The sequence below is a fragment of the Demequina muriae genome (genome assembly GCF_030418295.1).
In the GTDB taxonomy this organism is placed as follows: domain Bacteria; phylum Actinomycetota; class Actinomycetes; order Actinomycetales; family Demequinaceae; genus Demequina; species Demequina muriae.
In genome coordinates this window covers 201,163-212,751 of record NZ_JAUHQA010000001.1, presented here as the reverse complement: position 1 = coordinate 212,751, position 11,589 = coordinate 201,163, and the positions used below count along the sequence as shown (strand labels likewise).

Here is an 11,589-nt window from a genome sequence, read left to right as displayed (position 1 = left end):
CGCGCGTCCCGCCACAGGGACGTCCCGGTCGGGACTCAGGGGAGCGTCGGGGTGGTCGCGAGCAACACGCCGCCCTCGTGAGCGAAGGTGGCGGCGCCTGTCGTGGCGATGGCGCGTGGGACCGCGATGGTCCCCTCCATCGCGGGTTCGTAGCCAGGATTGGCGGCACCGGTGAGCGTGTTGTGAACGTGGATGGTGTCGCCGTCGCGCAGATAGGCCTGGGCGCCTCCAGCAGAGACGATGCGTGCGTCGGGGGACGCCGGAACGTCCCAGGAGGTCTCTCCGGTCTGCGCATCGACGGCCCACGCTCGTGTGCCATCCGTGGCGACGAGCGTCCCTGTGGTCGCATCCCATGCCGCACTCGTGACGTCGGTGGCGACCACGGCGCCGGTCGTGAGATCGACGATGGTCGAGCGCTCGTCGGCGGTCCTCAGCGCCAGCATGGCGCCGGCCAGGGACTGACCCGGCGGGGACTGGGCGCGGTCCACTCCCTCAGGCACGGGGATCTCCCACAAGACGCGGTCACCCTCGGTGGCTCGCAGCTGGTCGCCCTCCTGCAGCACCACGGTGCCGTGACGCTCGGCCACGACGCGAGCCGTGCCATCCCGCTCGTCCGCGATGACGCGCCCCGAGGCGGCATCAAGCGCGAGGCGAGGACCGGTCTCGCCCATCGCCTCCGCGGGCGGAGAGGCGTACACCAGGCCCGGACCCTGATGCGGTCCCGGCACGTCCACGGGTCCCCACACGCGTTCGCCGGTGCGGAGGTCGTACGCGGTGGCGGTGGTCGCCGACAGCGCGTCAGCGGTGGGCGTCGAGTCATTGAGGACGGCCAGCGGCGCACCGTCGGCCCCGAGGGTGAGGGTGAAGCCCGCGCACGCGAGCGGCCGCCTCGCCGTCCACAGCGCCGTGCCGTCCGAATCGATGGGCGTGAACGCGAGGGCCCCATCGGACTCGACCGGGGCGAGGAAGATGCCCTCCAGGTGATGCGGGTCGACCTCCCAGCCCGGGTCCACGGCGTCGGAGCCGTCGAGCTGGAGCGGCATCCGGAGGCCGGTCGTGTCGACCGGGACGGGGTCCATGGCTGGTCCGGGGCTCCCATCGAGCGGGACCCGTGGCGTCGGCTCGGCGTCGAGCTCGGGGTCTGACGGCGCACATCCGGCCAGGACCAGCGCGGCCAGGGCCAGGGCGACGGCGCGCCTCGGCGGCCGATGCGGGGGCCGAGTCACGTGTCTCTCCGGGCCCGGGCGCTGCCAGCCGCGGAGCGCCGGTCGGGTGGTGCGTCCGGCGCGGTCTCGTTCTCCGTCGCGCTTGCAGTCGCGGTCACACTCGCTGCACGGCGACGCACGACATGGCGCCACGCGAGGAGCGCGGCGGCCGTGGCGGCCACGATCAGCGCGACGTCCGCCCCCGGTCCGGTGAGGGACGATGCGGCAGCCTGGAGAGATGCCTGAGCGTCGGCTGGCACCAGGGACGGCGCGGACACGAGCCCGTTCGTGGCCCAGAACGCGGCGCCGAGTGTGATCATAAGCGCGCCGGTGATCACCGACGTCGAGTGCCACATGCGTCCGAATGCGCGGAACGCCCGGCCCCGCAGCACCGACCGTCCGCGCGTGCCCAGCCGATCCCACGTTGCGGCGAGTACGAGCATCGGCGCGACGATGCCGGCAGCGTACGCCGCGAGGAGACTGCTGGCGGCCAGCACATCGTCCTGCGCGGCCGCGACGGTGAGCACGGCACCGAGGATGGGTCCCGCGCAGAATCCCGCGACGCCGCCCACCGCGCCGAGCAGGAACGTTCGTACGATCCCGACGCTGTGCGCGGCGCGCGTCTGGACCGAGCGGGCTCCGGGAAGCACCCGGGAGACGTCGAAGCCCCACCCGGCAGCCTGGGCGATCCCGGTGATGACCAGAACCGCGGCGGTGCCGATCACCATGGCCTCGCGGTGCGTCGCGAACAGCCGTCCCAGCACGCCGGCACCCGCGCCGAGGGGCACGAGCACGGCCGCGATGCCGAGGTAGAACACGAGCCCGTGCACGAGGCGTCGGGAGCCGTGCCCCACGCGGGAGGCGAAGTAGGCCGGCAGGAGCAGCGCCCCGCAGGGGCTGAGCAGCGCCAATGCGCCCCCGAGGAAGGCTGCGACGAGTCCGATCTCCATCGGCTAGTCGCCCCGGGGTGCGGATTCGAGGGCCGCGTCGAGGAGATCGACGAACACGGCGGTCGGCTGCGCCCCGACGATCGGCTGCCCGTCGAGAACGAAGGCGGGCGTCGAGTACACGCCGAGATCGAGCCCGAGCTGCTGGTTGCGCGCCACCTCGTCCGCGGTGGCCTGCGAGCGGTAGTCCTCCTCGAACTGTGAAGCGTCGAGACCGAGGTCCGCCGCCAGCGTCAGGAGCGCGTCGTCGGTCAGCTGGGTGCCGGCACGCGCCATGCCGTCTGCGAACAGCGCATCGTGCATCGCCGTGAACTCTCCCTGCATCGCGGCGGCGTAGGCGGCACGCGAGCCCCGCACAGAGGCATCGCCGAACACGTTGACGTCGCGGAACTCGATGCGCAGGTCCCCGGCCTCGGCGTACTCGCGCAGCGTCGGGAGGGTGTCCGCGCTCCACTTGGCGCAGTAGGGGCACTGATAGTCCGAGAACACGACCAGGACGACGGGGGCATCCACGTCCCCGTAGGCGAGCAGGTCTTCCGGGTCACGACGTTCGGCCGCCGACAGGTCCGGCGCGTCCTCGCCGCCCACCGCCGTGGGGGCGTCCTCAGCCGTGGGCGGGTCCGCGACCTCCGTGGCGGTCGGGGTCGCGCTCGCCGGCGGCGGCGCGGCAGTCCCGGATGGGCTCTCGGGACGCTGGACCACGAGCACCAGCACGATGGCGACCGCGGCGATCGCCACGATCATCACGGGCACCCACCAGGCCGGGGTGCGACGGTGTGGGGACGGGGACGCGGTCATGGCTCTCCTTGCAGGGATGATGCGGCGGCACTCGGGGAGGTGTCACCGGGGTCATTACTATCTTTCTTAGTCGACTATGCCTCATAGTAATCGTGATGCATAATGGGGCGATGCTCTCCACCTCACTGCGGACTGCCCCGCTCGAGTCGATTCGGCTGGCCTCCCAGGCGCTGCGCGAGTGGACCGCACGGACATGGACAGTGGCCATCGTGGCCGGCGTGCTGGTGGCGCTCGTCGTCGGTGCCGCGACCGTGCTGATCCCGAACCCCGTCTTCGGGCGCGAGATCGCGCCGGTGTGGTGGAACTATCCGGTCTGGCTCGTCACCTCAGCGCTGTCCGGGATGCTGCTCGCCACCTACGTCCGCGGCGGCAGCGATGGAGTGGCGGAGGTCGACGATGCGCAGGCCGAGCGCACTGGGCGTCTCGGCATGGCGGGAGCCGTCATCGCCTGGTTCGCGGTGGGGTGCCCGGTCTGCAACAAGATCGCGCTCATCGCGCTCGGGTACTCGGGTGCGCTCACGTGGTTCGCTCCGTTCCAGCCGGTGCTCGCGGTCGCAGCGCTGGTGCTCACCGGCGGAGCGCTGATCGCGCGACTGCGCGGCGAGATCGCGTGCGCCGTTCCCACCGTCCGAGCGCAGGTGTCCGCATGACCGACGCCACGACCGACCCGTCCTGCGAGCCGCCGCGCCTGGGCGCCCTCGAGGCGCAGGTGATGGATGTGCTGTGGGACCAGGGGCCCGCCCGGATCCGCGACATCATCGACGTGCTGCCGCAGGACTTCGCCTATACGACGATCGCGACCGTGCTGGGCAATCTCCAGCGCAAGTGCCTGGTGGTGCCGGAGCGCTCGGGCCGCGCCGTGCACTTCGCCGCGCGTGTGGCGCGCGAGGAGCACACGGCTGCCGTCATGGCCCACGCTCTCGAGTCCAGCCCGAACAGGGCGGCATCCATGCTCCACTTCGTCGAGTCGATGAATGAGCGCGACATGGCGCTCCTGCGCGACTACCTGCAGCAGCGTGGAGGAGAGGCACAGCGATGAGCCCGATGACGGCCTCTCTCGCGCTCGCGGTCGGCCTGGCGGGCACCGCCGTCCTGGGTCCGCACCTCCTGCAGCGTTCCGCCCCTGCGCTGATGCGCACGCCCCGCACCGCCGTCGCGATCGTGGCCGGCGGCGTCGTCGCCTGGACGGCCGCGCTTCTGGCACTCGGCCCCATGGTCGCGTGGGCCGCGGCGGGCCCGGCGCTGCTCGGCGGCGGAGCAGGGGAGGTGTGCCAACGCTGCCTAGCCTCGGCCAACCCCTTCTCCGGCACCGCATCGTCCTTCGCGCTCCCCGCCGTGGTCCCGATCGTTTTCGCGGCTCTTGCTGCGCTCGCCGTCGCTGGAGCGGTCGGGGCGGAGCTCCTTCGACGTCACAGGGAGGGACGCGGCGCAGCGCAGTGGCTACAGGTGGCCGCGACTCCAGCGACCGTCGGCGGGCACCGGGTGCTGGTGGTGCAGGACGATGCGCCGTTCGCATGGACGCTCCCCTCGCGCCACGGCGGCGTGGTGGTCTCGTCAGGCGCGATCGCCGCGCTCACCGGGAGCGAGATTAGCGCGGTGCTGGCGCACGAGCACGCGCATCTGCGGCAGGGCCACCACGCGGCCGCCGCACTCGCGGCGGGGCTGCGCCGCACGCTCGGGTGGGTGCCGTACGTGCGGAGCGCGACGGAAGCCCTGCCGCATTATCTCGAGATCGCCGCGGACGCACACGCCCAACGGGTCGCAGGGACACCCGCGCTCGCGAGCGCGCTGCTGGCGCTGGGTCCGCCCGCGACCATCGCCGGGACTCCGGCGGGCCGCCCCGCGATGCCCGTCCTTCACGCGGCCGGCCCCGAGCGCATCGGCCGCCTGGTCGGCGCTGTCACCACCCGTGGGGGCGGCGTGTCGGCCGCCACGGTCGCGGGCGTGAGTGTCGCGTATGGACTGCTGGGACTCGCGATCCTCACGCCCTACGTCATCGCGGTCGCCACCGGCTGCGCGTAGGGCCCACAGCGCTCAGTACAGGCTGAGCCCGCCGTCGGACTTGATGACCTGGCCGACCACCCACGCGCCGTCGTCGGTGGCAAGCCAGCCGATCAGCCGGGCGGGGTCGGCGGGCTCGCCGAACCGTCCGAAGGGTGTGCGGCGACGCCACTCGTCGATCTCGGTGAGGTCCCGGTCGGTGCCCTCGGGGTCGAGGTAGCCGGTGTTCACCGGTCCCGGGTTGATGGTGTTGAGGATGATCCCGAGGTCGAGCAGCTCGGCCGCGACGGTCGCGGTGATGCCGGAGAGCGCCGCCTTGGAGGCTGCGTACGCCACCTCCCCGCGCATCGGCCCGTCGCCCTGGCCGGAGGTCATCCAGAACACGCGGCCCACCGGGGCCGCGAAGGGCTCGCGGTCACTGGCGCGTTCGCCGGGCCGGCTGGCCGAGGCGCCGGGGGCGGCCGCGTCATCGGGGACGGCCGCGTCATTGGGGACGGCGACGAGCGCCGCGAACGCGCGCGTGAGCAGGATCGTGGCGCGAGTGTTGGTCTCCCACATCGCGCTCAGCCGCTCCGCGGTCATGTCGAGGATCGCGCCGTCGTCCCCGCTCTTGGCGTGGTTGCACACCAGGATGTCGAGCCCGCCCGTGAGCGAGGCGGCGTCGCGCACCAATGCGGCGGGCGCATCGGCCGCTCGCAGGTCAGCGTGCGCGCTGCCCAGGCGGGCGCCCTCCGTGCGCGAGGACTCGAGTGCGGCAAGCACCGCCTCGATGTCGTCGCCGCCCCAGGGCTGGGCGGTGTCGTGGGGAGAGAAGTGCTGGACGAAGACGCTGGCGCCCAGCTCGAGCAGCCGAGTGGCCGTCGCGAAGCCGATGCCCTTGCGGCGGGAGACGCCAGTCACCAGAGCGGTCTGGCCGGCGAGCGGAAGAGAATGAGTCATGAAGAGTCCTCAGGGTGGTCGTGACGAATGAGGTCCTGGCGCGTCGGCTACCGAGGAGGGGTCGCGAACGGAGCCGCGAGCACGGGTCACAGGGTCTTCATGCGGGACAACCTATCAGCGCCGGTCGTACGATCGCCCCATGACTCCCGTGACGTGGCAGCGCCTGGAGGGAGCGGCCCTCGCCCTCGTGGCGCTGGCGGCCGCCGCGATGCTGGAGGGCTGGTGGTGGCCGCTGGCACTGTTCCTCGTGTTCGACCTCAGCGCGCTGGGGTATGTGGCCGGCACCCGCATCGGCGCCATCGCGTACAACGCCGGGCACTCGCTCGTGGGGCCGAGCCTGATGGCGGGCTGGGCGCTCGCGAGCTGGGGCTTCGGCGCGCCCGGTGGACGGGTCGCCGCCCTGGTAGCGGCGGCGTGGGCGTTCCACGTCGGCGTGGACCGGGCGCTCGGGTACGGGCTCAAGCACGCGGACTCCTTCCAGCACACCCACCTGGGGTGGATCGGCAGGTCCCGGGCGGGGGAATGACGCCCATCGCGGCACGGTTCTTCCTGGCAGGACATCGAAGGAGATCTCCATGACCATCGCCGTCACCGCCGCGTCCGGGAGCCTGGGGCCACTCGTCATCGACGAGTTGCTCGCGCGCGGCGTGCGACCCAGCCAGCTCGTCGCGGTGGTCCGCGATTTGGGCCGGGCGGAGCAGATGGCGGCCCAGGGCGTGACCGTCCGTCAGGGGAACTACGACAACCCGCCGAGCCTGGTCGCCGCGCTCGAGGGCGTGAGCCGTGTGCTGGTCATCTCGGGCACCGAGCGGGGGCGGCGGGTCGTACAGCATGCCAATGCGATCGACGCGGCGCGCGCCGCGGGCGTGGGCCTGATCGCGTACACGTCGGTCCTGCGCGCTGGGGAGGCGACCCTCAATCCGCTCCTCGAGGAGCACGTGGGGACCGAGCGATACCTCGAAGCCAGCGGCGTTCCCTTCGTCATGCTTCGCAACGGCTTCTACACAGAGAACTACGTGCCTCAGGCTCGTCGGGTGCTTGCGTCCGGCGAGCTGCTGACGAGTGCGGGGGAGGGGCGCACCGCATCGGCCTCGCGCAGGGACTTCGCCGCCGCTGCGGCCGCCGTGCTCACCACTCCGGGCCACGAGGGTCAGCGCTACGAGCTCGCAGGTGGGACGGGGTGGACCATGCATGATCTCGCCGAAGTGATCGGCCGCATCGGGGCCAGGCAGGTGCACGTGCGCCAGGTGGATGCGCCGTCGCATCTCGAGGCACTGCTGGGCGCGGGGATGGCGCAGCCCATGGCGGAACTGACGGTTGCGATCGACCAGGCCGTGCGCGCCGGGGAGCTGGACACCAAGGGCGGCGATCTCGAGCGACTGGCGGGACGCGCCACGACTCCGCTCGAGGACGGACTGCGCGCCGCGATGGCCTAGCAGCGAGGGCGCCCGGCGGGGATAGGCTGGTGGGCGTGCTGAGCCGAATCGACCTGCGTGACCGTGACCTGACTGCTCGCGAGCTGCTCGCGATCGTCCCCCGAGCCGACGTCAACGTCGCCGATGCGCGCGCCGTCGTCGAGCCGATCCTCCACGCCGTGCGCGAGCGCGGTCTCGACGCGATTCGAGAGCTCGGCGAGCGCTTCGATGGCGTCAACCCCGAGTTTCTGCGCGTTCCCGCCGAGCGCATCGAGGCTGCCGTCGCGACTCAGGACGATGCCGTGCTCGACGCGCTGCGCGAGGCGATCGCCAGGGTGCGGACGTTCCATGAGGCGACCGTGCCGCCGCCAGTCTCGGTCGAGGTGGCTCCCGGAGCGACGGTGTCGCAGCGGTGGATCCCCGTGGGACGCGTGGGGCTGTATGTCCCCGGCGGCCTCGCGGTGTACCCCAGCTCGGTCGTGATGAACGTGGTCGCCGCCCAGGCAGCTGGCGTCGAGTCCATCGCGGTCACGACTCCTCCGCAGAAGGCGTTCGGCGGCGAACCGCACCCGACGATTCTTGCGGCGTGCGCACTCCTGGGCGTGGACGAGGTCTACGCGGTGGGCGGCGCCCAGGCCATCGGCATGCTCGCGTACGGCGTCGACGGACTGTGCGACCCGGTGGACGTCATCACGGGCCCGGGCAACGTCTATGTCGCGGCTGCCAAGCGGGCGGTGAACGGCGTGGTGGGCATCGACTCCGAGGCCGGCCCCACGGAGATCGCGATCATCGCCGACGACAGCGCGGACGCCGACTTCGTGGCCGCCGACCTCCTCAGCCAGGCCGAGCACGACCCCATGGCCGGCTCCGTGCTCATCACGGATTCCGAGGACCTGGCCGAGCGGGTCGAGCAGGCGCTACAGCGAAGGGCCGATGCGACTAAGCACCTCGCGCGCGCCAAGGAGGCCCTCACGGGTCGTCAGAGCGCGGTCATCCTCACGACCGGCATCGACCAGTCGGTGCAGGCCGCGGATGCCTACGGCGCCGAGCACCTCGAGATTCACACCCGGGATGCGGCGGCGGTGGCGGAGCGCATCCGCAACGCCGGCGCGATCTTCGTGGGACCCCACAGCCCCGTGTCATTGGGCGACTACATCGCGGGGTCGAACCACGTGCTGCCCACCGGCGGCACGGCGCGCTTCGCCAGCGGGCTCAACACCGCGAGCTTCCTCAAGGCCGTCTCGACCATCCACTACACGGCCGATGCGCTCGCAGCGGTGGGGGACAGTGCGGTCGCGCTCGCGAACGCCGAGGACCTTCCGGCTCACGGCGAGGCGATCCGGGCGCGGTTCGAGGGCTGAGACCCGAAGCGGGTCAGTCCGGTGGTGGCGCGTCAGAGGCGCGATCGCCCGATGCGGGGTCGACGAGTTCCTCCGACAGCATCACGATGATGCCCTCGGGGCCGCGCACGTAGCAGAGCCGGTACGCGTCCTGGAAGGTGACGACGTCACCGACCAGTGCTATGCCGCGCGCTGTCAGCCCCGCCACGCTCGCGTCGATATCGTCGACGGCGAACGCGATGCGGCGGATCCCGAGGGTGTTCGCCGGAGCGGCGCCCTCGCCCGGGTGAGCCGTGGGTCGGGCGAACCGCATGAGTTCGAGCCGTCCGTGACCGTCGGCCGTCTGCAGCATCGCGATCTCGGAGCGCACCTGATCGAGACCCACCACGCGGTCCACCCAGTCGCCCTCGACGGTGGCCTCACCCAGCAGCGTGAGCCCCAGCTGCTGGAAGAAGTCGACAGCGGCCTTGAGGTCCTCGACCACGATCCCGATGTTCTCTAGGCGGCGAATCGTCATGCTTCGACGCTCACGGCCGCCCTCGAGACTCGCCACCGCACTCGCGGCCTCATCGGACGCCCAGCACGAACGGGTGGACCGCGGCGGCCCCCGCGCGCAGGAGCAGCCGTGAGGCGACGGTGAGCGTCCACCCGGAGTCCGTGTAGTCGTCCACCAGCAGCACCGACTTCCCGCGAAGCCCCTCGAGCGCGGCGTCCTCGAGCTCGAGGGTCAGGCGTCGCGACACCGATGCGAGACGCTGAGCCGAGTTGACGTCGTGCCTGTCCGGCTCAGGTCGCGAGGACGCGGGGCCCAGGGACCCTACGAATGGCACCTTCAAGTACCGCGCGAGTCCCGGGCCCAGGTGATCCATGAGCTGCGGCCTGGTCGCCGACCGCACCGACACCACGCCGTGCACCGCGAGCGACGGCGACGGCCCCGTCACGCCTCCCCACAGCTCCTTCCAGTCCTCGAGCGTGCGCACGGCCGCCTCGCGCAGGGGAGGGGGCGTCTCGCCGTCGACGGGGGCACCCGACTCGTCGCGCGACTCGAACAGGTCTCGCAGCGCCCCCGACCACCCGAGCCCGTCGAGGCGGGCGATCGCGCGGCCCGCCGCAGCCTGCTCGTCCGCGGGGATCTTCCCTCGCAGGTCCACGCCGAGCGCATCCATGCCGCTCGGCCACTGCCGACGCGGCACGATCTCCACGCCCACGCGGTCCATCCCGTCGCGCGCCGCCTCCACGGCCGAGCCATCCGGCACCGCGGGCAGGTCCACTCCGCCGCACACGTCGCAGCGCCCGCAGCGCCACTCCTCGGTCAGGTCCGGGTCGTCGAGCACGCGGCGCAGGAACGCCATGCGGCACGTCTCCAGCCGCTCGTACTCGAGCATGGTGCCCTGCTCAGCGGCGCGAGTCTCGGCGACCCGGGCATAGCGGTCGGCGTCGTACGCCCACTCCTCGCCGGTGGCCATCCAGCCGCCCTTGACGCGCCGCACCGCTCCGTCGACGTCGAGCACCTTGAGCATCGACTCGAGGCGGCCGCGCCGCAGGTCCACCTGCGTCTCGAGGGCCGCGACCGACGTGGGCTGCGCCGTCCCCAAAGCGCCAAGCGCTGCCCGCACCTGGTCCTCGGGCGGGAACGCCTGCGAGCCGAACCACTCCCAGATGGCGCGATCCTCCGTGCCAGGCAGCAACACCACGAGCGCGCGATCCACGCCACGGCCCGCGCGTCCCACCTGCTGGTAGTAGGCGATGGGGGACGACGGCGCCCCCAGGTGGATCACGAACGCCAGATCCGGCTTGTCGAAGCCCATGCCGAGAGCGGACGTCGCCACCAGTGCCTTCACGCGGTTGGACTTGAGGTCCTCCTCGAGCTGTTCGCGCTCGGCCGGGTCGGTGCGACCCGTGTACGCGCCCACGGTGTGGCCCGCGGCGCGCAGCTGGGACGCCACCTCCTCGGCCGCCGACACCGTCAGGCAGTAGATGATCCCGGAGCCGTCGATCTCGCGCAGCGCCGATGCGAGCCACGCCACGCGCGCAGCGGGATCCGGCAGCTGCACCACACCCAGGTGCAGCGACTCGCGATCCAGCGCCCCTCGCAGCACCAGCACGTCGTCGTGCCGATCCAGGCCGCCCGCCTCCGCGTCCGCCCGGCGCACGCCCAACTGCTCCGCGACGTCGGCCGTCACTCGGGAGTTCGCGGTCGCCGTGGTCGCGAGCACGGGGATGCCGTCCGGCAGCTCCGAGAGCAGGGTGCGGATGCGGCGATAGTCGGGCCGGAAGTCGTGTCCCCAGTCCGAGATGCAGTGCGCCTCGTCGATGACGACGAGTCCCGCATCGGCCGCAAGCCTGGGCAGCACCTCGTCGCGGAACTGCGGATTGTTGAGGCGCTCCGGCGAGCACAGCAGCACGTCGATCTCGCCGGCCGCGATCGACGCATGCACCTGGTCCCACTCGGTCACGTTCGCGGAGTTCACCGTGGCGGCCCGGATCCCGGCCCGCGACGCCGCCTGGATCTGGTCGCGCATGAGTGCCAGCAGCGGCGACACGATGATGGTCGGCCCCGCGCCCCGCGCACGCAGCAGCATCGTCGCCACGAAGTACACGGCGGACTTGCCCCAGCCGGTCCGTTGCACCACGAGCGCCCTCGCGTGCCGGTCGACGAGTGCCTCGATCGCTCGCCACTGGTCGTCTCGCAGCGCGGCGTCGTCGCGGCCCACCAGCGCCCGCAGCGCGGCCTCGCCCTCGGCCCGCAGCTCGGTGGACCCGGCCGATGCGGTGGCCGGCTCGGTCTCGGACGCGGACGGAGGAGCGGGGTGAGAAGCCATGACCCCACCGTAGGGGCGCACGCTGACACGGCCGTTCGACGCGGGGCAGCCGCGCGACCCGTTCTCGCCGGCTTCCGGCGCGATGTGAGAAAACTCACCGCTCCTGCGCAGTGCCGAATATC

At 72.2% G+C, this 11,589-nt stretch carries 12 protein-coding genes; 6 read left to right on the top strand and 6 right to left on the bottom strand.

The genetic code is table 11. From position 1 onward, the window contains the following. Positions 1–35: 35 nt before the first annotated feature. From QQX02_RS01020 to QQX02_RS01010, 3 genes are all read right to left on the bottom strand, one after another. Positions 36–1,079: an outer membrane protein assembly factor BamB family protein gene (locus QQX02_RS01020; protein WP_301140662.1), complete on the bottom strand. Its 1,044-nt coding sequence runs from the start codon at positions 1,077–1,079 to the stop codon at positions 36–38. Between the two features lie 143 nt (positions 1,080–1,222). Then, positions 1,223–2,155, bottom strand: coding sequence for a cytochrome c biogenesis CcdA family protein (locus tag QQX02_RS01015; RefSeq protein WP_301140660.1), 933 nt, complete (start codon positions 2,153–2,155; stop codon positions 1,223–1,225). Between the two features lie 3 nt (positions 2,156–2,158). Next, positions 2,159–2,950 carry a DsbA family protein gene (locus tag QQX02_RS01010; RefSeq protein WP_301140658.1) on the bottom strand — a complete coding sequence of 264 codons (792 nt, stop codon included), beginning with the start codon at positions 2,948–2,950 and terminating at the stop codon, positions 2,159–2,161. Between the two features lie 110 nt (positions 2,951–3,060). Here QQX02_RS01010 and QQX02_RS01005 point away from each other — a divergent pair, with 110 nt between their 5' ends. Genes QQX02_RS01005 through QQX02_RS00995 form a run of 3 tightly spaced genes read left to right on the top strand, consistent with a single transcriptional unit; the run spans position 3,061 to position 4,972 of the window. Further along, positions 3,061–3,600, top strand: a complete 540-nt coding sequence (locus tag QQX02_RS01005; protein WP_301140657.1) for a hypothetical protein — start codon at positions 3,061–3,063, stop codon at positions 3,598–3,600. Beyond that, positions 3,597–3,989: a BlaI/MecI/CopY family transcriptional regulator gene (locus tag QQX02_RS01000; protein WP_301140656.1), complete on the top strand. Its 393-nt coding sequence runs from the start codon at positions 3,597–3,599 to the stop codon at positions 3,987–3,989. Before QQX02_RS01005 ends, QQX02_RS01000 begins: the two co-directional genes overlap by 4 nt. Next, positions 3,986–4,972 (top strand): M56 family metallopeptidase, encoded by a 987-nt coding sequence (locus QQX02_RS00995; protein WP_301140655.1) that lies wholly within the window; start codon positions 3,986–3,988, stop codon positions 4,970–4,972. The genes QQX02_RS01000 and QQX02_RS00995 overlap by 4 nt, the downstream gene beginning before the upstream one ends. Before the next feature lie 12 nt (positions 4,973–4,984). Here QQX02_RS00995 and QQX02_RS00990 read toward each other — a convergent pair whose 3' ends face one another. Continuing rightward, on the bottom strand, positions 4,985–5,890 hold the full coding sequence (locus QQX02_RS00990; protein ID WP_301140654.1) for an SDR family oxidoreductase: 906 nt from the start codon (positions 5,888–5,890) through the stop codon (positions 4,985–4,987). Between the two features lie 139 nt (positions 5,891–6,029). Between QQX02_RS00990 and QQX02_RS00985 the strand changes: the two genes are divergently transcribed. From QQX02_RS00985 to hisD, 3 genes are read left to right on the top strand one after another with little or no spacing between them, the layout of a single operon-like run. Further along, a complete protein-coding gene (locus tag QQX02_RS00985) occupies positions 6,030–6,416 on the top strand; it encodes a DUF4260 family protein (RefSeq protein ID WP_301140653.1) in 387 nt (128 codons plus the stop codon). Positions 6,417–6,465: 49 nt separating this feature from the next. Continuing rightward, a complete protein-coding gene (locus QQX02_RS00980; RefSeq protein WP_301140652.1) occupies positions 6,466–7,326 on the top strand; it encodes an NAD(P)H-binding protein in 861 nt (286 codons plus the stop codon). Between the two features lie 35 nt (positions 7,327–7,361). Next, positions 7,362–8,666 carry a histidinol dehydrogenase gene (gene hisD, locus QQX02_RS00975; RefSeq protein ID WP_301140651.1) on the top strand — a complete coding sequence of 435 codons (1,305 nt, stop codon included), beginning with the start codon at positions 7,362–7,364 and terminating at the stop codon, positions 8,664–8,666. 13 nt (positions 8,667–8,679) lie between these two features. Here the strand turns inward: hisD and QQX02_RS00970 are convergent, their stop codons facing one another. Next, positions 8,680–9,162, bottom strand: coding sequence for a VOC family protein (locus tag QQX02_RS00970; RefSeq protein ID WP_301140649.1), 483 nt, complete (start codon positions 9,160–9,162; stop codon positions 8,680–8,682). A gap of 49 nt (positions 9,163–9,211) precedes the next feature. After that, a complete protein-coding gene (locus QQX02_RS00965) occupies positions 9,212–11,467 on the bottom strand; it encodes a RecQ family ATP-dependent DNA helicase (protein WP_301140646.1) in 2,256 nt (751 codons plus the stop codon). Positions 11,468–11,589: the final 122 nt, after the last annotated feature.